At 29.1% G+C, this 26143-nt stretch carries 17 protein-coding genes and 2 rRNA genes; 3 read left to right on the top strand and 16 right to left on the bottom strand.

The window, feature by feature from the left end:
* Positions 1–35 precede the first annotated feature (35 nt).
* From UUR8_RS00645 to uvrA, 16 genes are all read right to left on the bottom strand, one after another.
* Positions 36–2946 (bottom strand): 23S ribosomal RNA (locus UUR8_RS00645).
* A 292-nt stretch (positions 2947–3238) separates the two neighbouring features.
* Positions 3239–4751 (bottom strand): 16S ribosomal RNA (locus UUR8_RS00640).
* Together the 16S and 23S rRNA genes form the textbook arrangement of a ribosomal RNA operon.
* A 258-nt stretch (positions 4752–5009) precedes the next feature.
* Complete coding sequence (locus UUR8_RS00635; RefSeq protein ID WP_004025865.1) at positions 5010–5957, bottom strand: pseudouridine synthase; 948 nt, start codon at positions 5955–5957, stop codon at positions 5010–5012.
* A gap of 21 nt (positions 5958–5978) precedes the next feature.
* Positions 5979–7109: a 3'-5' exonuclease gene (locus UUR8_RS00630; protein WP_004025949.1), complete on the bottom strand. Its 1131-nt coding sequence runs from the start codon at positions 7107–7109 to the stop codon at positions 5979–5981.
* A 64-nt stretch (positions 7110–7173) separates the two neighbouring features.
* Positions 7174–7776, bottom strand: a complete 603-nt coding sequence (locus tag UUR8_RS00625) for a suppressor of fused domain protein (RefSeq protein ID WP_004026041.1) — start codon at positions 7774–7776, stop codon at positions 7174–7176.
* A gap of 118 nt (positions 7777–7894) precedes the next feature.
* Positions 7895–9931: a type 2 periplasmic-binding domain-containing protein gene (locus UUR8_RS00620; protein ID WP_004026152.1), complete on the bottom strand. Its 2037-nt coding sequence runs from the start codon at positions 9929–9931 to the stop codon at positions 7895–7897.
* 3 nt (positions 9932–9934) lie between these two features.
* Positions 9935–10789 (bottom strand): ABC transporter permease, encoded by an 855-nt coding sequence (locus UUR8_RS00615; protein ID WP_004026157.1) that lies wholly within the window; start codon positions 10787–10789, stop codon positions 9935–9937.
* A complete protein-coding gene (locus UUR8_RS00610; RefSeq protein ID WP_004025596.1) occupies positions 10776–11783 on the bottom strand; it encodes an ABC transporter permease in 1008 nt (335 codons plus the stop codon). Before UUR8_RS00610 ends, UUR8_RS00615 begins: the two co-directional genes overlap by 14 nt.
* Positions 11767–13326, bottom strand: coding sequence for an ABC transporter ATP-binding protein (locus UUR8_RS00605; RefSeq protein WP_004025708.1), 1560 nt, complete (start codon positions 13324–13326; stop codon positions 11767–11769). The genes UUR8_RS00610 and UUR8_RS00605 overlap by 17 nt, the downstream gene beginning before the upstream one ends.
* Positions 13327–13569: 243 nt before the next feature.
* On the bottom strand, positions 13570–14361 hold the full coding sequence (locus UUR8_RS00600) for a hypothetical protein (protein ID WP_004025967.1): 792 nt from the start codon (positions 14359–14361) through the stop codon (positions 13570–13572).
* A 76-nt stretch (positions 14362–14437) separates the two neighbouring features.
* Entirely contained in the window at positions 14438–15592 is a 1155-nt protein-coding gene (locus UUR8_RS00595) for a putative cysteine peptidase (protein WP_004025620.1), read from the bottom strand.
* Positions 15593–15829: 237 nt separating this feature from the next.
* Positions 15830–17086 carry a serine--tRNA ligase gene (gene serS / locus UUR8_RS00590; RefSeq protein ID WP_004026098.1) on the bottom strand — a complete coding sequence of 419 codons (1257 nt, stop codon included), beginning with the start codon at positions 17084–17086 and terminating at the stop codon, positions 15830–15832.
* A 110-nt stretch (positions 17087–17196) separates the two neighbouring features.
* Entirely contained in the window at positions 17197–19362 is a 2166-nt protein-coding gene (gene ftsH, locus UUR8_RS00585; protein WP_004025813.1) for an ATP-dependent zinc metalloprotease FtsH, read from the bottom strand.
* A gap of 4 nt (positions 19363–19366) precedes the next feature.
* The gene (gene hpt / locus UUR8_RS00580; protein ID WP_004025524.1) at positions 19367–19948 is read right to left on the bottom strand and encodes a hypoxanthine phosphoribosyltransferase; all 582 of its coding nucleotides are present in this window, start codon (positions 19946–19948) and stop codon (positions 19367–19369) included.
* 65 nt (positions 19949–20013) lie between these two features.
* A complete protein-coding gene (locus tag UUR8_RS00575; protein ID WP_004025960.1) occupies positions 20014–21678 on the bottom strand; it encodes a hypothetical protein in 1665 nt (554 codons plus the stop codon).
* A gap of 4 nt (positions 21679–21682) precedes the next feature.
* Positions 21683–24514: an excinuclease ABC subunit UvrA gene (uvrA, locus tag UUR8_RS00570; RefSeq protein WP_004025674.1), complete on the bottom strand. Its 2832-nt coding sequence runs from the start codon at positions 24512–24514 to the stop codon at positions 21683–21685.
* A 224-nt stretch (positions 24515–24738) separates the two neighbouring features.
* On the opposite strand from uvrA, the gene UUR8_RS00565 reads away from it, so the two are divergent.
* The 3 genes from UUR8_RS00565 (at position 24739) to UUR8_RS00555 (ending at position 26112) form a co-directional block, all read left to right on the top strand.
* The gene (locus UUR8_RS00565) at positions 24739–25206 is read left to right on the top strand and encodes a hypothetical protein (RefSeq protein WP_004025535.1); all 468 of its coding nucleotides are present in this window, start codon (positions 24739–24741) and stop codon (positions 25204–25206) included.
* Between the two features lie 137 nt (positions 25207–25343).
* Positions 25344–25883 (top strand): type I restriction-modification system subunit M N-terminal domain-containing protein, encoded by a 540-nt coding sequence (locus UUR8_RS00560; RefSeq protein ID WP_004025619.1) that lies wholly within the window; start codon positions 25344–25346, stop codon positions 25881–25883.
* The gene (locus UUR8_RS00555) at positions 25867–26112 is read left to right on the top strand and encodes a restriction endonuclease subunit S (RefSeq protein WP_230438539.1); all 246 of its coding nucleotides are present in this window, start codon (positions 25867–25869) and stop codon (positions 26110–26112) included. Before UUR8_RS00560 ends, UUR8_RS00555 begins: the two co-directional genes overlap by 17 nt.
* Positions 26113–26143: the final 31 nt, after the last annotated feature.

Below are 26143 nucleotides of genomic sequence, written 5' to 3'. Positions count from 1 at the left end.
TATTATCAACTATTTTCTAAAAATTAACTAAGAACTTATATAAGTCCTCGAATTATTAGTATCGGTTAGCTAAACACGTCACCGTGCGTACACATCCGACCTATCAACGTTATAGTCTTTAACGATTCTTACTTCATTTAAGAAAGGGAAGATTAATCTTGAAGTTAGTTTCACACTTAGATGCTTTCAGCGTTTCTCTATTCCACACGTTGCTACCCTGCAGTGCCGCTGGCGCGACAACAGGATCACAAGAGGTGTGTCCATTCCGGTCCTCTCGTACTAGGAACAGCTCTTCTCAATCTTCCTACGGGCATGACAGATAGGGACCAACCTGTCTCACGACGGTTTGAACCCAACTCACGTATCTCTTTAATCGGCGAACAGCCGAACCCTTGGAACCTGCTTCAGCTCCAGGATGAGATGAGTCGACATCGAGGTGCCAAACAGTGCCGTCGATATGAACTCTTGGGCACTATCAGCCTGTTATCCCCAGAGTAGCTTTTATCCGTTGAGCGATGGCCATTCCATTCTGAGCCACCGGATCACTATGACCTAGTTTCCTACCTGTTCGACTTGTAAGTCTCACAGTCAAGCACCCTTATACCATTACACTCTATACACGATTTCCAACCGTGCTGAGGGTACCGTTGCGCGCCTCCGTTACCTTTTGGGAGGCGACCGCCCCAGTCAAACTGCCCACCTAACACTGTCCCCCAGCCAGATTCATGGCTGCAGGTTAGAGAAATCTTATCACAAGGGTAGTATTCCAACGATGACTCCATATACCCTAGCGAGTATACTTCAAAGTCTCCTACCTATGCTCTACAAGTAATAAAATTTCCCAATATTAAGCTACAGTAAAGCTTCATGGGGTCTTTCCGTCCAATCACGCCAAGAGGGCGTCTTCACCCTCACCAGGATTTCACCGAGTCTACAGTTGAGACAGTCAAGAGATGGTTACACCATTCAAGCGGGACGGAATTTACCCGACAAGGAATTTCGCTACCTTAGGACCGTTATAGTTACGGCCGCCATTCACTGGGGCTTCAGTCAAAAGCTTCGCTTACGCTAACATTCTTCTTTAACCTTACAGCATTGGGCAGGTGTCACCCCATATACATCGTCTTACGACTTAGCATAGAGCTGTGTTTTTGTTAAACAGTCCCCCCTCGCTATTCACTGCGGCTCACCTTTTACAGCGAGCACCCCTTATTGCTAACGTACGGGGTTAATTTGCAGAGTTCCTTAACTGTAGTTAACTCGCTAACCTTAGGATATTCTCCTTGACCACGTGTGTTCGTTCTCGGTACGGGCTACTAATTGTTTAACGCTAGAAGCTTTTCTTGGAAGCATGATATATATGTCTTCGCTACTACCCGAAGGGGTCGCTCGTACTCATAACTTAGTCTTAATAGTAAGCGGATTTGCCAACTTACTAACCTTGCTATTTAAACCGGAATCCAATAACCGGCACATAATAACCTTCTCCGTCACTCCATCACACAATTCGTAGGTACAGGAATATTAACCTGTTTCCCATCGACTACGCTTTTCAGCCTCGCCTTAGGATCCGACTTACCCTGGGAGGACGACCCTTGCCCAGGAACCCTTAGTCAATCGGTTTGAGAGATTCTCACTCTCATTCGTTACTCACGCCAGCATTCTTACTTGTATAAAGTCCAGTAGTCTTCACAGTCTACCTTCGCCCCATATACAACACTCGTCTACCGCTACATATACAATATGTAACCCATAACTTCGGTTATATGCTTAGCCCCGTTACATCTTCCGCGCAGAGTCTCTCGACAAGTGAGCTGTTACGCACTCTTTAAACGGTGGCTGCTTCTAAGCCAACATCCTTGCTGTTTATGAAACTCAACATCGTTTTCCACTTAGCATATATTAGGGACCTTAGTTAATGATCTGGGCTGTTTCCCTCGCGACAATGAAGCTTATCCCCCACTGTCTGACTGCTAGAATAGGTAATATGGTATTCAGAGTTTGATTCTATTCAGTACACCGAGGTGGCGCCATCATAGATTCAGTGCTTTACCCCCATATTCCCAATAATCTAACGCTATTCCTAAAAATATTTCGACGAGAACGAGCTATCACGGAGTTCGATTGGAATTTCACCACTATCCACAGGTCATCCCCTGTCGTTTCAACGAAAGTGGGTTCGGTCCTCCAGTGAATGTTACTTCACCTTCAACCTGCCCATGGATAGATCACCCCGTTTCGCGTCTATTGCAACATACTAAAGCGCCCTATTAAGACTCGGTTTCCCTACGGCTCCATTTCTACAATTTAACCTCGCATGCTACAATAACTCGCTGGCTCATACTTCAAAAGGCACGCTATCACACATTAATGTGCTCTAACACCTTGTAAGCTTATGGTTTCAGGTTCTATTTCACTCCCATCTCTGGGTTCTTTTCACCGTTCCCTCACGGTACTATGCTCTATCGGTGACAAACTAGTATTTAGGCTTACCCAATGGTCTGGGTGGATTCAGACAGGATTTCACGTGTCCCGCCCTACTCAGGATACTACTAGGTAAAAAATCAATTTCGTATACGGGATTATCACCCTCTGTGATTTGGCTTCCCAACCAATTCTACTATCAATTTTTAGTCCATATTGTAGTCCTACAACCCCGAATCGAAATTCGGTTTGGCCTCTTCCCCTTTCGCTCGCCGCTACACAGGGAATCACTTCGTTTTCTTTTCCTCTGGCTACTGAGATGTTTCACTTCACCAGGTATCGCTCTGTTAAATTATGAATTCATTTATACAGTAATCTAATTCTCATTAGACTGAGTTTCCTCATTCGGAGATCAACGGATTAAAGCCTCTTATCAGCTACCCGTCGCTTATCGCAGATTAGCACGTCCTTCATCGCCTGTTTGTCCCAAGGCATTCACCATAAGCTCTTAGTAACTTATTATAAATCCTTAAAGTTGTTTGTTTATGATTGTTAACTATATTAATTAATATAGTTTCTGTTCACTGACAACTTAATGTCAATGATTAGAAAGATTTGTTGATAATTATTCAGTTTTCAAAGATCGATCATCCATAATATATAAAATATTATGGGAGAGAATAAACTCTCAAAACTAAATAGAATCCGACCATATGAACTTTTGAAATATTTTTTAAAAAAGTGGCTAATATTCACATGGATTTTTATAAAAATGTACACTTATTAGTACGTAAATTAAAAATTTACTCCGAAGAAAGGAGGTGATCCATCCCCACGTTCTCGTAGGGATACCTTGTTACGACTTAACTCCAGTCACCGATCCTACCCTAGACGCATACCTCCAAAAGGTTAGCTTTGCGGTTTTAGATATTACCAGCTCCCATAGTTTGACGGGCGGTGTGTACAAGACCCGAGAACGTATTCACCGCGACATGTCTGATTCGCGATTACTAGTGATTCCAACTTCAAGAGGGCGAATTGCAGCCCTCTATCCGAACTGAGACTAACTTTTTCTGTTTCGCTTCATCTTACGATTTTGCAGCAGTTTGTATTAGCCATTGTAGCACGTTTGCAGCCCTAGATATAAGGGGCATGATGATTTGACGTCATCCCCACCTTCCTCTACCTTGCGGTAGCAGTATCGCTAGAAAAGCAACTAACGAAAGGGGTTGCGCTCGTTGCGGGACTTAACCCAACATCTCACGACACGAGCTGACGACAACCATGCACCACCTGTCATATTGTTAACCTCAACTATATTTCTATAGCGTCGCAATAGATGTCAAACCTAGGTAAGGTTCTACGTGTATTGTCAAATTAAGCAACATGCTCCACCACTTGTGCGGGTCCCCGTCAATTCCGTTTGAGTTTCATTCTTGCGAATGTACTACCCAGGCACATCATTTAATGCGTTAGCTACAACACCGACTCGTTCGAGCCGACATTTAATGATGATCGTTTACGGTGTGGACTACTAGGGTATCTAATCCTATTTGCTCCCCACACTTTCGAGCCTAAGCGTCAGTGATAGTCCAAGTTGGCGCCTTCGCCACCGGTGTTCTTCCATATATCTACGCATTTTACCGCTCCACATGGAGTTCCCCAACTCCCTACTACACTCTAGGTTTACAGTTTTTGATACAGCTAGACGTTAAGCATCTAGATTTAATACCAAACTTACAAACCCGCCTGCGCTCGTTTTACGCCCAGTAAATCCGGATAACGCTTGCATCCTATGTATTACCGCGGCTGCTGGCACATAGTTAGCCGATACTTATTCAAATGGTACAGTCAAACTAAAATCATTTCCTATCTTAGCGTTTCTTCCCATATAAAAGAACTTTACAATCTATAAGACCTTCATCGTTCACGCGGCATTGCTTCATAAGGCTTTCGCCCATTGTGAAAAATTCCCTACTGCTGCCTCCCGTAGGAGTATGGGCCGTGTCTCAGTCCCATTGTGGCTGTTCTACCTCTCAGTACAGCTACGCGTCATTGACTTGGTGAGCCATTACCTCACCAACTATCTGATACGTCGCACCCCCATCCAAAAGCGTCGCAAACGCGACTTTCTACATCTTCTCATGCGATATTGATGTTATTATTCGGTATTAGCTAATCTTTCGACTAGTTATCCCCAACTTAAGGGTAGGTTGGATACGTGTTACTCACCCGTTCACCACTAAGCCTAAAAGGCTTCGTTCGATTTGCATGTATTAGGCATGCCGCCAGCGTTAATCCTGAGCCAGGATCAAACTCTTTAAAATTGACGGATTCTATTTAGTTTTCAAAGATCATTCTTATTGCATTTAACACATTAAAACGCTTAAACACAATACATTAAAGTATAAACAAATTTATTTAAAATGTCAAGAAATATTTTATTTTTTTAAATTGTTTAACTCGCTTCTTAAAAGCACCAAAAAATTATATTAAAAATTACACAAAAAGTCAAGATATTTATTTTAAATAATATTAAATTATTTTTGAGTATTTTAGGCCTTATATATAATATAGATAAACTTTTACTTTAAAAATCAAACACGATCTAATTTAAATTCCTTATTTTCTAGATAATTTAATTCTTCGCATTGGTATTTTCGTACATTAATAAATTTAATTTTGTATGAAACTAAACATTGATATTCATAATTTTGATTTTTATCAATATCTTTAGTAATATATTTTTGTTCACCAACAATCGGTGCATGTAAAAAGTTTAAAACAGCACGGATTTGATGTGTTCGTCCTGTTAATAATTCAATATCATAAACAAAATACTTTTTGTAGTTACCAATATATTGATATTTAGTGATTGCTGTTTTATTAACTTTTGTTTTAAAATTTTGCACAATCATCGTATTATCATTTGCTTTGTACATGTAATTGTAAACAATATCATTATTTTTAGGTAATCGATTATAAGTTAGGCATTTATAAACTCTATTAACATCATTATTTTTAAACATTTCAGCGATAATTCTTAAAGCGTTAGCTGTTTTAGCTGCAACAATTAATCCACTTGTGTTTAAATCTAAACGATGGCACAAACTTGGTACAAAAGCACTTTCATCAAATGGATGATATTCATTTTTTTTAACTAAATATTTTTTAATACGGTTTTGTAAAGTATCGTTTTTATGATTATCATCTTCGTGCACAATTAAACCAATTGGTTTATGAACAACCAAAATATTTGAATCTTCATAAATAATTTCTAACTCATCTTTAGCTTTAGCAAAATCTAAATCAATCTTTTTTTCTAAAAAATTTTCTTTAGCATAAATACTAACAACATCATTTTCTTTCAATAAGTAATTGTGTTCAGCTTTTTTATGATTAACTTTAATATCTTTTGTCCGAATTAATTTATAAATCGCAATTCTGGATAAATTTGGAAAGTTTTTTAGTAAAAAACGATCTAAACGTTGATTAGCATCATTAATTTTTATTTTAATTTCTTTTAAATTCATGCTTAATTTAAATCCTTAAATTTAATTATTATTTTCATTTTCTTGGGATGATATATCACTAAAAGCTTTTAAATATTCTTGTACAAAAGGATGAATAGCTTCATTCTTAGAGAGCGTTTCACAAATTACTTGTGCTTTGATAACAAAATTTTCAGGTTTAATTTCTTTTTTAAGATTCAAACTTAAAACTTTGATAATTTTTCTTTTATTAGTGTGTGTTTTATAGAACTTTAAAAATTTTTCACTTTGTTTTATACCTAATTTTTTCATACTAAAAACAGCACTTTTACTTAAATATTCAAAAAAAGTATTGGCTAGTTGAACTTTTGGAGAACTATGTTCATCAATTGCTGATGAAATTGTTTGTAATTCTAAACTACTATCATAAATTGGCTTTGAATAAAAATGGTGATTTTTTTTATAAACAACAAAATTTAAATCAAATTTATCAGTAAAATCAAATTCTTTAATGTACATTACATACTTTACTTCTTTTTTAATAATGCCTTTATTTTTTTCTTGTTCATTAGTAATAAAATATGAAGAATTAATAATTTTTGGTAAAAATTGATAATAACTATACATTTCATATAATTCTTCATTTGTTTTATAACGAATATGTAGAAAAATTTCTTTTAGTATAAAAGCATCATATAAGGCATTATGTAATTTAAAAAAATCAATTTTAATACCACTTAAAATCCCTAATGAAAATAGACTAGGCACAGCGTTAGTATGTAATTTCTTCTCAAAAAATTTATAAATATCAAAATAAATAATTTTTTCAAGATCAAATTCATAGTGCGAAAATAATTGGTGCATTTTTTTAATATCAAAATCAGTAAAAGTAACAACAATAGCGTTTTTAACAAAGTTATAAATTTCTTTAGCTCATTTTTGATCTAATTTAGGCATTTGTTCAATATTATTAAAATTTTTATTGAAGTTTAATAATGTTTTAATGCGTGAATTAATTTCTTGATCAGGATTAAATTTTTTATTGAAGCGACGAATTTTATTTTTTTTAATATTTAAACGATAGCCACTAAATTGAATAATGCGTTGGTCGCCTTTATTATCTGTGGCTTCAATATCAACAAATACTAAATCTTTATCTTCACTTATTTCACTAATACTATCATATGTTCTCATCGCTATCTCTCTTACTCTTATTGATTGATATTCGTTAAAAATACCAAGTTTTTGGCTTGGTATTTTATTTAACAAACGATTTACGATTTAAATCAACAATTCTTGATTTACCATCATCAAAAAATTTACTTAAAGCACGAATGCCATTTGTTTTTGCATAAAATAATTCTTCATCGTCAATAATTAAAATTTGGTAAAAACTTACAAAAAAATCATCGTTAATCTTACACTCTAAAGAATTTTCACTATATCATGATAAATCTAAAAAACCGGCGATTTTGTTTGATTTATTAAAATATGAAGGATTAACGAAAGTTTGTAGCCATTTTAGTGTTAAATGATTTGAATAAGAATATTTAACAATATTTATTAAAAAATGGACAGGTCACATGTTTTCATATTTACTAAAATCTCAATCAATTGGTAATTCTAAAAAAATTTCAGCACGTTCTTGCGTTTTCTCAATATGATTATGTGATTTAAAAGCGCCTAATCCAAAAGTCATTAAGATTTGTAGATCATCTTTTTTAATAACTAAAATATCATATTCAATTGGAACACGTATATGTTCGTCGGATAAAAATATAATATGATCTACTTGACCATATTCTCTTAAAATGTAATTGTAAATAATTTGTTTTTCTTTGGCGGTATATTTATAATTCATAATTGCCTCATTACAAAATGCTTACCTAATAATTATATAATAAATGACTATAAAAGAATGTATATCAAAATATATTAAAAGATGAAAAAATTCTAGTAAAACACTAGAATTTTTCGTTTTAAATTTTCTCGCGGAAAGCTAGGTATGCTAATTTTAGATTAGAAATTGATAAATCGTTTGTAGGAAATTCTAAAGTATCAGTATTTAATTGAACATCAAAAATTTTTCTTAAGATTTGATTTAAAGCAGCACGTTCTTGCACTTCTTCATTAATATTAGCAAAAATAGCTTCAAATTTTAATAAAAGATAATGAACAAAATTACGTTGATCAACTTTAAGATCTAAATTTTTTAAATATTCATAAATTAAATCTTTAATTGGTTTTTGTTGATATAAATCATTAATAATTGTATCTTTAAAAACAAATCGATTGTTTTCTTGATAAGTATTATAAATATAATTAATGATTTCATTTAATAATGCAATATATTTATGTTTGCGTTGACGTTCTTTTTTTGTTTTATATTTAGGATCTATTTCAAAAATTTCAATCATTTTTTCTTGTAATAAATCACTTTCAAATCCAGTTTTTCCATACAAACCTTCATTTGGTTCCAAAACATAATTAGCAATTGGTTTTATTGTTGGTGAGTATTGTACATAATCAAAATTACGCATTGGTGTATACAAATAACCACTGTCTTCTAAAACATTACCTACTTCACTTTGATCTTCAGTGCTATTTTCATAATCTGCAATTGCTTTTGGTGTTTTATTACGATGAATATTTAAACCATAATCTAAAATTTTAGATTCGCCATCACTATTTTTTTTATTAAGTCCAGCAAAACATAATTCATGTAAATATTCATAAGCAGCTTGTTCGTTTTCATTAGTAATCGTACTATTAATCGTAAAACCATCTAAAACACTCATAGTATTTTTAGGTCGCACAACATGAAAGTTTTCTGATGTTGGTTTCATATTAGCATACTTTGAATCTGCTTCAGTTGTATACTCGCCCCCATTAGCTGCAAAAGCAATATCACCACTATAAGCAATTGCACCAGCAACACTAGCCATGGCTAAATCGTTTAGTACATCATTAGAATTAGCTTTTAAATGCATTGAATTAGGATGAGTGTTTTTAAACATATTACTAATATTATTTAATTTATTTTCAATATAACGCACACTACTACTATCTGGTAAAAACACGTTTGTTTTTAATTCTTTTTGTTTGTCTGCTAATTGTTTTTGTAAACGTTTTAGTTCTTTAGCATCTTCTTCTTTAATTTCTTGATCAATATTAGGATCATTTAAAATCTTTAGAATTCGATCAATACTATTGTTAATTCCAACAATTTCATGATTAATAGCTTTAATAACTTCGTTTTTATTATCACCTTCTAATTCCATAATTTTAGCAAGATCATAAATTGTTCTTGCATCATCAATAGCAACAATTTTTGTTTTATTTTTACCAATTGAAATTGGTGTTTTTTCATCAGCTCCAACGCCTAAATCAGCTTCTTGCTCGTATAAAAAACGATTGGGAGTGCCATCTTTACGTGTTAGTTCTTTAAAAATATCACTTCAATAAACATCTTTTTTACTATCATCTAAACTAGGAATTTTTTTACCACGATAAGCAAAAATTAAATCTTGGTAAAAATAAGGAATCATATATTCTAATAATTGATCATTTTTACCATCATTATCAATATCGCCTAAATATGAAGAATAAGCATTTGAAATAGCTCATACTTCTTTTGTAAAAATTTTCTGTAAACCATCAATTGAAGTAATTGTTTGATTATTTTCATCTTTTAAATCAAATTTTGATCAATTAATCTTCTTAATTAACTTATTTTTTGCTAACTTTGCTACTTCGTATGCTGAAGCAACTTGTACATCTAAAATTTTTGATTTAATTAATGAACCTAGAATTTCATTATTATCATAAAAACTATATGATAGATTGTTTTTACGAAATCGTTTTGCTTGTTCGTTAGCAACATCTGGGTCCATATAAGAATCAAAATTACCAACTACAAGTTTTGATTTTTGACTACAAGCTGTAATTATAGGTATAAAGACTAACAAACTTGTTGCTCCAGCAAAAATTTTTGCTAATTTTTTATTAATTTTCATAGTTTAAACCTGCTTGTTTCAAATTTTTAATTTGCGCGTATTAGTTTGTTTATTAATTAATTTTAACTTAATAATTTTATTTGCACTAATTAATGCAGCAATTAAAATTGTTAATAAGACCATCAAAGCTCCAAAACAAACTGCTCATGCTTTAATTCCTTTAGCCATTGAATACATTTCTGTTCCAATCGTATTAACTTTACCACCAACTAGTTTAGTAATAATAAAATCATCAAAAGACATAGCAAAAACAATAATTGTTGCTGAAATAATTGAAGGCAATAAATAAGGCAAGATGATTTTAAAAAATGTGGCAATTTTTGTATAACCTAAATCATAACTAGCAAGAATTAGATTCTTTTTCATTTTTAACATTCTTGGATAAATAATCATAATTGCATAGGGTGTACAATAAGAAATATGCGCTAATATAATGGTACTAAAACCAAAACTAAAACCAATTGGAATAAACGTTGCTGCAAATAATAAAGCTAATGAAATCCCACTAATAACATCAGGGATCATCATATTTGTTTGCGCAGATGCGGTCATTAATTTTTTATAAAATGCTTTAGCATGTCAAACTCCAAAACATGTCATTGTCGCAATAATTGTAGAAATTGGCACCGCAATAATTGAAACAATAATAGTATTAACTAATGCATCAGTAAATTGATTAGTTGTTAATGTCAAATAGTTTGATCCATCATTTCAATCAAAAGCTGATGTAATATTTCCTTTAATTGAAGGAGTAGTAAATGATAGTAAAACAATGATAATTAAAGGAATATAAATAATTGCTAAAACAATTCAAATATAAGAATTTCGTAATCAAGATAATCAATTAATATTGTTCATCATTTTTTACTCCTTTCTTTGAATTTTTACGTTTGTAAAAAATCAATTGTACGATCTTTGGTACGACAACGATAATAAGATAAATTCCTAATAAAATTAAACTAATTACTAAAGTAATTGTTGATGAACGTGATAGTTGAACTCCACTAGAAATTCCATCTTGACCTTGAGAAAAAATTTCTCCACCAATTAATCCACCAGCATTATCGTTATTTAAGAAGTTTGAAACGACAACCGATGTAAATGCGGCTAAATAAACAATCCAAACTCCTGAAATTAAAGCATTTTTAGTGTAAGGAATTACAATATGAAAGAAAGTATAAAAAAATCCTCTTCCTAAATCATAACTAGCATTAACTAAGTTTTTAGGCATTGTTGATAATGAAGTATAAATTGGTAAAATCATCAATGGCAAGTTAATATAAACTAAACCTAAAATAGTAAAGATATGACCATGTGTACTATTAATTTCGCCATTTATCACATCAAAAAAAGTTTTAATACCAATTAGTTTTACTAACATGCTCATTCAAATTGGCGAAGTGATTAATGCAATGGCAATTGCTTTTAAAAATTTTGATTTGCCAATACTTAAAAAATAAGCAAAAGGATAACCAATAATTAAGCAAAAAATTGTAGCAACAGCAGCAATTCATAATGAATTAAAAATTTTCATACCAATTGTTGGTGTAATTACTGATCAATTATCAACAATATTTGTAGTTGCCCCAGTTGAGTCAGTATTATTAACAAAAGATTTAACAATAATACTTACTAATGGTATTACTAATAAAAAAATTGTTACTAAAAAATAAGGGATAGCTAAGCTTAGTGCCTTATTCATTTTTAATTTATCAAAAAAAGTTTGCTTATAGTGTTTACGATTATTTTTTTTGATTGTTTTAGTTTCTTTTGAACTAATTGTTATTTCGTTTGTTTTATTAATGTTTAATGGTTTAGATGATTGAAAATGAAAATTAAATTGCTTGTTCATTACTTAAACAATCCTTTTTAATTACATGTACATCAATATCATCTCAGTCTAAACCGATTTCATCGCCTTCATTAACTTTATTAACACCTTCAACATTGATAATCATGTCGTTATATTTACACTTAATATCTCACATTAAGCCTTTGTATAAAACTGATTCAACTCTAGCATTAATTGAACCTTCATCTTTTTTAACAACATCAAAATCTTCTGGACGAATCATAATGTAGCATGCTTCATTTTCATCAAAACCATCAATAACATCAGTTTTTGAAGCAATACCATCAAATTCTACTTCGCCTTTAGCAATATAATGACCCTCAAAAATATTAGTTTTACCAATAAAATTAGCTACTCATAATGAGCTTGGCGAATCATAAATATCACTTGGTTTACCAACTTGTTCAATTTGTCCATTTGACATAACCACAACTTTATCTGATAAACTTAAAGCTTCTTCTTGATCATGAGTTACTAAAATAAAAGTAATTCCTAAATTTTTATGAAGTTTTTTTAATTCGTCTTGTAATTGTTTTCGCACTTTAGCATCTAATGCACTTAGTGGTTCATCTAATAAAATAATTTCAGGTTGGATCACTAGTGAACGAGCTAGTGCAACACGTTGTTGCATACCACCTGATAAATCGCTTGGATATGAGTCTTTACGTGCACTTAATCCAACTAAATCAATTACACGATTCGCTTCTTTTTCAACTTCTTCTTTAGTTAATAATCGTGTAATGTTTTTATTTTCAAATTGTTCTTTTTTTAATTGTGGATAAGTTGCTCAATATGATTCTCAATAATCAAGATCATTATATTTATAAGTGATCTTATCATATCTTTTATCTAATCCACTTTTTTCTTTATATGCTTTTTTTAAATTATAAATTTCTTTATCAATTGGATCGTTTAAATTTAGTTTTTCACGACTAAATCAATTTTTAAAATAATTTAAAAAATCCGATTTTCCATTTTTGTTAATACCTTGTTTTTGATAAAGTTCATCAAGTGTTCCAAGATATTGGTTTTTTCGCATTTCTTTAATTTCAAAAATGTTCTTATTTTTTTGGTATTTAAGATCCATTTTCTTAATTTCAGCCAATAACCCGCGTCTTTGTTTTTTTAATTCTTTGATTTTTTCATTTGCTTTTTTAAGTGCTGAATTATAAACTTTATCAGCTTGCAAATAAATACTTTGATCAACATTATCTTTTGGTTTACGCATTAATTTTAAACCATATTTTATGTTTTGTTTAACGGTCATATTAGGGAATAGCGCATAGTCTTGAAAAACCGTTGATGTTGGTCTTAGTCGAATTGGCATATCCTTAATATCAATTCCATTATATAAAATTTTTCCATTAGTTGGTTGTTCAAATCCAGCAATAATTTTTAACATTGTTGTTTTACCACAACCACTTGGTCCTAATAGGGTGACAAATTCACCTTTTTTTATTTTTAAATCAAATTTGTTTACAGCAGCAAATCCATCATCATAGATCTTTGTAATGTCTCTAAGATGTAGGAGTGTTTTTTCCATATGCATCCTCCATAAATAAAAAAATAAAACATGAGTAAACTCATGGTATTTCAAAATTGAAAACAAATAAAATATAACACAAAAAACACTAATAAAATTATTAAAAATAATTATTTTAATTCAATTTGATTTTAAAGTGAAAAAGCGCCTTATTTTTATGCTTTTTTGTATGAAAAAATAAGTCAAATTTTAATGATAAAAAATAAAGAAAAACTCCTTGAAATAAGGAGTTTGATTTATTCTTTAATTATTTAAATTGAATAGTAATTTTAATTGAGGTTTGGTTTTATTAAAATTTTTATTATCGATAGGAAATCATTTAATTTTTGATAATAAAATTGTTAATGTAACAAATGAAATAAAATAAGGAATGTAATTGATGAAATCAACATTATAAATTAATTCTCATATTTCTAATCCTTTAAAATCACCTAATCATTGAAAGTTGGCATTAATTAATTCTGGAAAAATACTTCCAGTAATTAATGTTACTCAAAACAAGGCTGTTAAATTACCAATTAAAGTTATTGCCATACCAATTAGAACTAAAGCTAAACTAATAGCTAAATAACTAATTAAGGTAATAATTGCTGTTTTTTTATTATTAATAAAATGAGCAACAAAAATTGTTAATAAAAGATAAAAAGTCATTCTTAAACAATAAATATAAGCAAATTCGCCCATTTGCATTGATGTAATTTGATCAATAATTAATTCTTCAGTTCGTCGATCAAAATGATAGTAATTTTGATTTGCATAAACAATTGAAATATTAATAATTAACGTAATTAATAACATTGCAATAATCATTGAAATTATTGATGCAATAATAGATTTTTTATTTTCTAAATATTGATCATAATGTTGAAATTGATTTATTGATTTACGAAACCAATAAATATTTCATATCGCAATTAATGATATAGTAATCAATAATAAATGGTTAATAATTGAAAATCGTCAACAAAAAGCATTTGCTAAACATGTTGCATGTCATACAGATGCATCATTATTAATTCTTGTAATAATAGCCATTGCAATTAAATATAAGCAAAAACAAAATACTAATATTAACGATGGTAAAAACCTTTTAAAAGAAAAATTAATTAAATTAAATTTTACGTTGGTTTTCATATATTTTTGTCATCTCATTTCCTGTAAAATATTCATTATTATAATGAAAAACTTTTCTAAAATTTGTTGGGAAATTTTTAGGTTTTGTTTTCAATGTATAAAATAATTTTAATGGAGATGCAGATTCTGAAAGTTTTCAATAATTAAGAAGCGTTATTGATCTTCTACCACCTCAAAGTCAATTAATCAACAACATTTCGCTTTTTTCATCATATCCATATACAACAAATGAATGCATTGTTTTTGTCGTTGTTACAATAACTGGATTATTGTTTTTAATATGTTCGATTGTTTTTCAATAATATGCTCCAATTTTGTAATCAGATTCAAAAATAAAGCTTCCCATTTTCCCTACCATAAATCTAGTAACAGGGAGATAATATGAACTAATTTCTCATAAATTTAATTTTTCATTGTTTAATTTCCATAGTTTATAAGGTAAAGATTCTTTTGGATTTTTTAATCCATAATTTCTAAAAACAGGTGAACTTTCAAAAATATCACTTTCACCTTTACTTAGTTCAAAATATTTATTAAATTCTTCATCTGTAAATATAGTTGAAGATGTAAATAATTCGTTGTATAGTAATAAATTAGATAAAGCTATATATTCGCACATACCTACAGATTCTCCTGGTCTAAAATCTCTTGTTTGTATGTAACCAATTTTTTCAATTGTATTTCTACTAGCTCATCACCAAGCATTTTTTATAACATTACTAATATTAGGTATAGATTCAAATGTATCCTTATTAAGATCTATTTTAAATGATTCTTTATCTTGTAAATTTGGGTCTTTAATATCTTCACCAAAAACATAAATAGACTTATTAATAATATCTTTTTTATGATAACTTTGTGTTATTTGTATTATCTTTTTTAAATTTAAATCATAAATTATGAATCTTTTTTCAAATTGAATATAAATATATTTATTTCCTTCTTCATCCTTAATGTATGTATAAAATTTATATTTTTGTTTTTCATTATATAATCGATTTAAAAGTTCATTGCTTTTTTCTAAAGCTATTTCAAAATTTTTATCATGAATACTATTCATACTAAAAGCTAAGGAAGCAATAGGAATTAAGCTAATTGCGCTTGATAATAGAATAATTTTCTTAAACTTCATAATGCGTCAACCTCTTTTTAAAAAAATTAAAGAAATTTAAAATACATTATTAATTTTAATTCGCAACATTTATAATGTTGTTGTTCATATTGTTTAAAATATTATTTTAAAAAAAAAAAAAAAATCAAGAAATTGTTTTTTATCATTTATTTATAAAAAAGGTATAAAATTTCAAGTAGTATTTATTAAAAAATAAGAAGCTAACCTTAAAAATAAAGTTAACTTCTTTTTTGTTTATTAATAGATGTATTTTTCTAATGCTTTAGGAATGGTAATGCTACCATCTTCTTGTTGATAATTTTCAACAACTGCTGCTCATAATCGATCAATTGCTAATGATGATCCATTTAACGTATGAACTAATTCTGTTGGAGCATCAACAGTTTCTTTATAACGAATTTTTGCTCGTCGTGCTTGGAAATTAGTACAATTTGAACAACTTGAAATTTCTTTATAAGCATTATACGATGGTAACCAAACTTCTAAATCATAAGTTTTAGCTGAACTAAAACCTAAATCACCTGTACATAACGCAATTCTTCTATAAGGTAATTCTAAAGCTTCTAAAATACTTTCAGCTTGTCTTGTCATTGATTCTAATTCTTTAAAACTATCTTCTGGTTTACATAGTTTTACTAATTCTACCTTATGGAATTGATGTTGACGAATTACGCCTCTAACATCACGTCCTGCAGATCCTGCTTCGCTACGAAAACAAGGAGTTAAAGCTGTATAGTATAAAGGTAAGTCACTAGCTTTTAAAATTTCATTACGATGTAAATTTGTTAATTGAACTTCTGCAGTTGGTGATAGATAATAATTTGAATTTTCTAATTTAAATAAATCATCTACAAATTTTGGTAAATTTCCAGAGCCAATTAAAGATTCTTGATTAACAATAACAGGAGCTCAAATTTCATTAAAACCAGCTTTTACATTCATATCTAAACAAAATTGTTGTAAAGCACGATATAAACGTGCGCCAAAATTAGTATAAATAATAAAACGACTACCAGTAATTTTTGTTGATTTATCAAAATCAATTAATTTATTTTTTGCTGCTAAATCTCAATGCGCAAGAGGTGAAAAATCAAATTTTCTAGGTTCAAAAACTTTTTTAATTTCTACGTTATCATTTTCATCATTACCAATTGGCACTGAATCATCTGGCATATTAGGAATTACTAATAATAATTTATTTAGTTCATCTTGTTTGTTTGATAATGTTAACGAAATATCTTGTAATTCACTTTTAATACTATTAACTAAATCTAGTGTTTGTTGTAATTTAGGATCTTTGTTTTTAGCTAAAATACCAATTTCTTTTGATAATTGATTTTTTTTAGCATTAAGATTTTGTTCTTGTTGCATTAAATTTCGTACCAAAACATCTAAACCAAAAATTTGATCAAATAAATCGCTTGATACTTTTTTATTTAGCATTTTTTCTTTGGTAACTACAATATCTTTTCGTATTAAATTAATATCAAACATATAAACTCTTCCTCTTTAAGTTTGTTTAATAACTCATATAAACATATATTTTAATAAAATAAAATGCTATTTAACCAAACAAAAAGGTTGGCAAGCATTTTATTTAATAATTAGTTAGATTTTTGATCTTTTTCTTTATCTTTTGTTGATTCTTTATCATCAACAACTTTTGCTTCTTCGACACTACTATTTGCTTGTTTTTGAGAAGCTTCACGCTTGTTTTTATTAGCAATTACCTCCGGTGGTAATTGTTTGTATTGGTGGATATAATCGATTTGTGGTTTTAAAATTGTTTCTAATTCTAATAATGTTTGAACGATTAATTCTAATTCTTCACGATATTCATTAATCATTTCTTTAACAATTTTGTATTCACGTTGAATAATTTTTTCAATTTCAATATCAATTGCTAATGCTGTTTGTTCTGAATAATTATTTCGATAAGGATTATCAACGCCTTCAGTAGCAATATATTGCGTTAAACCAACATCTGTCATTCCAAAAGAAGCAACCATTGCTCTTACAATGTTTGTAATTTTATAAAAGTCATTTGCAGCCCCTGTTGTAATTTCATTAGGTCCATAAATTAATTCTTCTGCAGCACGACCACCTAATGCAGTACGTACACGGCTAATTAATTCAGTTTTGTTTTGTAAAATATTTTCATTTCTTTCAGGTGTTTGTAATGTATAACCAGCAGCTCGACCACGAGCAACAATAGTAATTTTTTGAACAACATCAGCACCTGGCGAATATAAACCAATTAATGCGTGTCCAGCTTCATGGTATGAAACTTGTTCACGTTCACGTTCAGAAATAACTTTATTAGGACGTGAAGGTCCTGCAATAACACGATCAATCGCTTCATCTAAATGATTCATATGAATTGATGTTGCTTTATCTCTAACTGATAATAAGGCAGCTTCGTTTAAAACGTTTTCTAATTGCGCACCACTAAATCCAGCAGTACGACGTGCAATATCTTCTAAACTAACTTTTGCAGATAAGTTTTTATTACGTGAGTGAATTCTTAAGATTTGTTCACGTTCTAAAATATCTGGTAAATTAACACTAATTTGTCGATCAAAACGACCAGGACGTAAAATCGCATCATCTAATGTGTCTAATCTATTTGTTGCAGCCATAACAATAACACCACTTGAAGTATCAAAACCATCTAATTCTGATAACAATTGGTTAATTGTTTGATCTTGCACAGCTGTTAGTGAATTACCACGTTTTTTAGCAACTGAATCAATTTCATCAATAAAAATAATAGCAGGAGCGCTTTTACGTGCTTTTTCAAATAATTCTCTTACACGACGTGCACCAACACCAACGAAAGTATCTTCGAAAGATGAACCAGTTGTTTGAAAGAATGGTACATTAGCTTCACCAGCAACGGCTTTCGCAATTAATGTTTTACCAGTCCCTGGAGGTCCATATAACATTACACCTTTGGGAATTCTTGCACCAGCAGCAACATATTTTTTAGGTTCTTTTAAGAAGTCAACTATTTCAATTAATTCTTCTTTAACTTCAGCAATTCCAGCTACATCACTAAAACGAACGCTAGATTTAGTTAATTTGGCATTTCCTTTATTAGTTCCTAATAATGAATCGCTTTGTGCTTTAGAAACACGTAAAATAATGTATAAGAAAATTGCAAAGAAAATAATTGAAATTAATGGTGAAATAATAACTTGTGCATTAAAACCTGATGATGGAATCCCAGCATTTTGAGCAATAATAGATGTTAATCAATTTCATTGATTATTAGTAGCTCCAGAAATTGGTGTATAAATACTTGTTTCACCAATTTTGAACTTTTCAACGCCTTCACGCACAATATTAAATGAAATTCTTGATAAACCTAAACTTGATGCATTAGAAATTATTTGAAAATTAGTGTTGTTTAAAATATTAACACGTGCAGCAAGCAATTGATCTTCATCAATTGTATAACGTGTTATTTGATTACTATTAGGTCTAACAGTGTTTAAGTGTAAAACTCGTTTATCATTAACAATCTCAGTTTGAGCACTTTTAACAATTACACTATCATATTCTTTACGAACAGAGAAATAAATAATCACACCAATAATTGTTCCTATAATTAATAGAACAATTAATCAAAAAATGATTCTTCGATTTCGTTTTTTACGTGCTTCTGGTGATTGTTTACGAGGTTGAGTTAAATCGTCTTTTTTAAGACTATTATCTTCTGATTCGATTTTTGAAGTAAATAAATTTAATATTTTTTTAAAAAAATGCATTTAATTACTCTCCATCCCCTTCATTTTTATTATTTAAATCTTCTTGGTAAACTTCTTCTTTTAAAACACCAATGTATGGTAAATTACGCATAATTTCTTTGTAATCTAAACCAAAACCAACAATAAACACTAATGGGATGTCACAACATGCAAAATCAGCTTGCAAGTCTACTAGTCGACCATCTTTTTTGTCAACTAGTGTAACTAATTTAATTGAACGAGCCCCACGAATTTTTAATAAATCGTAAACTTTTTTAATTGTACGACCAGTATCTACAATATCTTCTACTAAAATTAAATCTTGATCTTTTACTTCAAATTTAAGATCTGTAATAATTTCTGGTTCTGTTTGTGCGCTAGTTCCACCTTTAAAACTACTAATTGCTAAAAAGTCTAATTTCATATCCACTTTAATTTTTGGTAGCAATTTACCAATAAATGGAATACACCCTTTCAAAATACCAATCATGATTGGTTCTTTGCCTTCATATTCTTTATTGATTCAATTAGCTGCTTCAGTGATTTTTTGATCAATTTGTTCTTCAGTGATCAAAACCTCTTTTATTCTTGGATCAATATCTTTCATTTTTGTACCATCATTTCTTATTTTTTGATTTTTAATCTTACTATTATACCATTAAGTAATTATGATTATTTAAAGTAATTGGTCATAAAATAGTTAACTTTGAACTCTTTTATTAAAATATCAGCTTTGTTACTTATTTTTAATTTTCCATTTTTATAAGCTTTGTCAACATAAGCTTTTAAAGTGATTGAACGATCTTTATTTTTAATCATTTCAACATGGATTTTTGTGTTTTCTAAATCAACATCTTCAAACATTACAAGTGCCAATTCACTTAGATCATTATATGTAAGTTTATTAAAATCTAATTTATTGACTAATGTTTGAAGTTTTTGTTTTTGCTCTTTTTTTGATTCATCAAAATTTAATTCTAATTTAGCATCTGTGTTTTTATTAACATCATATACATGTTGATAATGAAATTTAAAATTAATTGGAGAAACATAAGTTTCATTAGTTTTATTGTTAATATGTAATACACTTAATTCCACTGTTTGTTTTTCTTTATCAATTTTAGTAATTTTATATTGACGACTAAAATTGTTAAAATCTTGTTCTGGATTAATAAAATATGTTTTAAAATAACGATCAAGATCATCAATTGTAATTTCAGATAAAGATTTTTTAAAATATAAGAAAGTGCCTAATTCTTTAATTTTGTTTGGATCATTTAATATTCCAATTTCTGAATTATTTTTATAGATAATTTGATTGTTTTGACGATCGTATTCGTCAGCTTCTTGTTGATTAATTGTTGCTAAAGTAATTGGTTTAAATTTTTCATTTTCTTTAAAAACTTTAACTTTAAAAATTCTTGCAATATTTGGATTATTAGGATTAATTAAATTTTTAGCATTAGTATCGTCGTGTTTTTTAATTGATACTAATTCATACTCACCTGGAGCAAACTCGCTATAATCAATTAGTGAATCTAAAATATATTTCTTTTCTTTAGAGTAGGTTAGCTCAATGTTTTTTGTATATGTTTGGTTAGTATTTTTGTTTTTAAAAACAATATCAAAACAAACTTTTTCATCATTACTTGGTCATTGAAATAAATTTGTAAAATTCATGTATTTACTTTTTTGTTTTTTAAATCCATAAATTGAACCATCAAGATATAAATCTTTAATTTTTAAATTAGGATTAGCAATACGATAAACTGAACGTAAAATACCATTTTGCATATCATAATCACTAATTTCACTAACTAAATATCATAGTTGTTGATAAAAGTCCTCTGATAAAAATCCTTTTTGTTGCATTTTTTGAACATATTGAATAAATTGTAAAAAATATGCTCCTTTAGCATCAGTGCTAGTTAATTTTAAATTTGCTAATGCATAGTAAGTTAGAATTGTTTTTTGTGATAAAAAATAATCTTTTAAGTCTTGAACTCATGTTATTGGAATCTCATTTTGTTTTAAATCATAAACAGATTTATCACCAATTTTAAAAAGTGGTGATTTTAAAGTGTTTTCGTTTTTTTCAAAAGGGATCTTGAATGTTGATGTAATTTTAATATTTGGAAGTGTGCGTTTTTGTTCAATTTTTGTTTTAAATTCATCAAAAAATGCTTGGTCAACTTTTTCAATAACTTTATTAGGTTTTGTTTGTGAATTTGATTGTGATTTTTGTTTGCTACATGCTGTAATAGCAAAAACTGTACATAGCGAAGTTAAAGTAATTCCTGCCATTAAAAGCGTTAATTTTTTTGTCTTATGTTTCATAAATTTAGTTCTTTTTTAAATAATTTTCTAAATATTGAGCAGTATAAGATATGTCCTTTTTAATTAATAATTGCTCTGGAGTACCAGTAGCTATAATTTTACCACCATTGTTGCCACCTTCTGGTCCAACATCAATAATATAATCAGCAACTTTAATTAAATCAAGGTTGTGTTCAATTACTAAAACAGTATCTCCACCATCAACAATCTTATTTAAAATTTTAATTAATTTTGCTACATCATCAATATGTAAACCTGTGGTTGGTTCATCTAAAACAAATAATGTTTTTCCTGTTGGTTTACGTTGTAAAAACTTAGCTAATTTTATTCGTTGCGCCTCGCCTCCTGATAATGAAGTTGATGAGGCGCCTAATTCTAAATATCCTAAACCTACATCAAGCAATAATTGTAATTTACGATGAATGCTTGGATAATTTTCAAAAAATACTAAAGCTTCATCGATTGGCATTTTTAGTACATCATAAATTGATTTACCTTTAAATTTAACTTGAAGTGTTTCATCGTTATAACGTTTTCCATGGCATTCTTCACAACTTATATAAACATCTGGTAAAAAGTGCATTTCAATTCGAATTGTACCATCACCTCAACAACGTTCACAACGCCCTCCTTTAATATTAAAAGAGAAACGGCTTTTAGTATATCCACGTGCTTTAGCTTCGATTGTATTTTCAAATACTGTTCTAATATCATCAAATACTCCAACATAAGTAGCTGGATTTGATCTTGTAGTTCTACCAATTGCATCTTGATTAACTACAACAATTTTATCTACATTAGATGCTCCAATTAAATCTTTATACTCCCCTGGAATTACAAAGGGATTAAAGTTAGTATATTCAATTGCTTTCACTAATGTTTCTAAAATTAGTGATGATTTACCAGATCCTGAAACACCTGTAACACAAATAAATTTACCTAAAGGAATTGTTAAATCAACATTTTTTAAATTATTATGTTTTGCACCTTTTAAAATAATTTTATGACCATTACCACTTCTTCGTGTTTTAGGAACTAAAATATCTTTTTGTTTTGATAAATATTGCCCTGTTAGTGAATTAGGATTTTGCATCACTTCTTGCGGTGTTCCAGCTGCTATTACATAACCACCATTAACTCCAGCTTGTGGACCAATATCAATTAAATAATCAGCTGCTAGCATTGTTTCTTCGTCATGTTCAACAACTATAACTGTATTACCTAAATCACGCATTTCTTTTAGTGTTTTAATTAATTTATCATTATCACGTTGGTGTAATCCAATCGATGGTTCATCAAGGACATATAAAATACCTGTTAGTTTAGAGCCAATTTGGGTTGCCAAACGAATTCGTTGTGCCTCTCCCCCTGATAAACTAGATGCAGGGCGTGCTAAAGTTAAATATTCTAAACCTACATTTTTTAAAAATCCTAAACGATCTAAAACTTCTTTTAAAATTGGATTAGCAATTTTTGCTTGTGCTTCACTTAATTGTAAATGTAATAAAAAATCAATTCCTTCATTAATATTTTTTTCAATAAAATCAATAATATTGATTTCATTAATTAAAATCGATAAAGCTTGTGGTGATAACTTTTTACCCTTACATGATTTGCAAATTTTTTCACTCATGTATTTGTTGTAATGTTCACGTGCCATCTCGCTAGATGTTTCTTGATAACGACGATTAACTAATTCTAAAACTCCTTCAACATAATCGATTGATGAATAGTTTTTATTATTCGCAGAAGTTATATCAATTTCAATTGCTTCATCTGATCCATATAGTAATAAATCTATTTCTTTACGATCCAATTCTTTTAAAGGTTTTGTTTTATCAATTTTATAGTGTTTAATAATTGAATTAAAACGTTGTCAATCAAGATTAGTTGTATTAACAGTGTTTTTAAAATAATCTAATCCACCTTCATTAATTGATAAATTTGGATTAGGGATCATTTTACGTTCATCAGGAACATAATTATATCCTAATCCTTTACATTGTTCGCATGCACCAATTGGTGAATTAAATGAGAATAATGTTGGTTCAATTTCTTTAATTTTAAAACCACAAACTCGACAAACATCATTTTGCGTAAAATAATGAATATTATCATCAACTTTAAAAGCAATTTCTCCTCCACTATAATTTAAAGCAAATTCAATAGCATCTAGTGCTCGTGTTTTTGTTTGGTGATCAATATTTAAAACTAAACGATCAACAATAATTGCTATATCTGTTTTTTTGTTATCTAAAAATTGAGGTAAATTTTCATCTAATTGATAAACTTCATTATTAACTAAAACTCTTAAATAACCTTGGCTTCTTAAATTATTTAAAACTTCATTAATTTTATAACCTTTTTTAATTTCGATTGGCGCTAGAATTTGTACTTTGCTTCTAGGTGGTAAACTAAATAAGAAATCAGCAATTTGTTTTGGAGTTTGTGATTTAATTTGCCCATGTCCATTAGGACAAAATGGCGTTCCTACACGCGCAAATAAAACTCGTAAATAATCATAAATTTCTGTAATTGTACCTACAATTGATCTTGGGTTTTGGTTAGTTGATTTTTGATCAACAGCAATGGTTGGTGATAAACCTTCAATGCTTTCAACATCAGCTTTATCATTTCCACCTAAAAACTGACGTGCATAGCTTGAAAGTGATTCAAAATAACGACGTTTACCTTCAGCAAAAATCGTATCAAAAGCAAGAGAAGATTTACCAGATCCTGAAACACCTGTAATAACAACTAATTTATTTTTAGGAATTTCTAAATCAATATTTTTTAAATTATTTTCTTTAGCACCTTTGATGATAATTTTATCCATATTTACACCTAATAATTACGAGTTTAATAATGAAATTTCATTTTATTTATATAATTTTAAATGATAACAATTTAATATATAATATAAAAAACATATAGAATTTAAATACCTTTGGTTATTTATTAAAAATAATCTGCCTTAAATCTTCAATATAAGAATGGAATATTTGGTATAAAATAATAAGGTAAAACCTAAATAATGTTTAACAATTAAGGAGTATATTTATGGCTAAATACATTAAAACAGGTGTTTCTTACATCAATTTAGACAATGCACGTACAATCAATGTTCTTCCAGAAGATATTGATTCATATTTAGAACTTGGTGGGGATGAAGCATACCAAACAAGTGATTTAGGATCAGAACTATACATTAACTATGCAGATTTTGAATCAACAAATATTTTATTTGATCTTAAAAAAGAAGAATTACAAGCAAAAATTGATGCTTTCTTAGTTTCAAATGACACAATATTAGATTTATCAGAAGTTTTCTTAGATGTTCATTTTAGTGAAGATGATGATTATGAAGAAGATTGTTGTTGTGAAGATGAATGTTGTGGCGATGAAGAAAATGAAGTTTGTTGTAATTCAGAAACAAAATCATTAGAAGTTGAAGAAGAATGCTGTGGTGGAACTAAAGATGATTGCTGTGGCGGCCATGAACACGAACACCACCATCACCAACATTAATTAAAAAGTATTTAATTAAATAAAAGAGAGATTACTAAGTTAATTAGGAGTCTCTTTTTTGTTTTTAAATGTTTTAGTATGTATTTTATATATAATAAAATTAAAATTATTAATAAACTTAAATAAAGGGCGTAAAAATGGATAATAAGAAAGAAATTGAACGTAATAATTTACACTCAACGATTTGAAAAATTGCTGAAGAACTTCGAGGAGCAATTGATGGATGAGATTTTAAACAATATGTTTTAGGAATATTATTTTATCGATATATATCAGAAAATTTCACTAAGTATATCAACGATGGTGAACGCGAATCTGGTGATCCTAATTTCAACTTTGAAACACTTAATGATAATGTAGTAAATGAAGAGAATCGAACAGATTTAATTAAAGAAAAGGGTTTTTATATTAAGCCATCATTTTTATTTACTAATGTCGTTAAAAATGCTGAAAATGATGAAAATTTAAATGAAACCTTGGAAACTATTTTTAAAAGTATTGAAGAATCATCTATTGGTTATGATTCTGAAAAAAATTTAAAAGGATTGTTTAACAATATTGATGTTAACAATAATCGTTTAGGAAGTACTACACAAGAAAGAAATAAAAGACTAGCAAGAATTTTAATTAGAATTAAACACAAAATATTTGAGTTTTATTTTGAGAAAAACTGCTAGAAAATATGTAAATCAAGCGTCAGGAAATCCAAAATTAATGAGTAATGTCATGCAAGAGATTGTTGTTCCTATTCCACCCCTTGCAATCCAAAACAAAATTGTTGAAGTTTTAGATAAATTAGAAGCATATACTGAAAACATTAATGTGGGATTGCCTCTTGAAATAAAACAACGCAAAAAACAATATGAATACTATCGCAATAAATTATTAGATTTTAAAGAATATTAAAATAATGTTTTGTTATTTAAAAACAAAACAT

The sequence above is a fragment of the Ureaplasma urealyticum serovar 8 str. ATCC 27618 genome, assembly GCF_000169535.1.
Taxonomy (GTDB): Bacteria; Bacillota_I; Bacilli_A; order Mycoplasmatales; family Mycoplasmoidaceae; genus Ureaplasma; species Ureaplasma urealyticum.
This window is presented reverse-complemented; position numbering and strand designations above follow the sequence as displayed.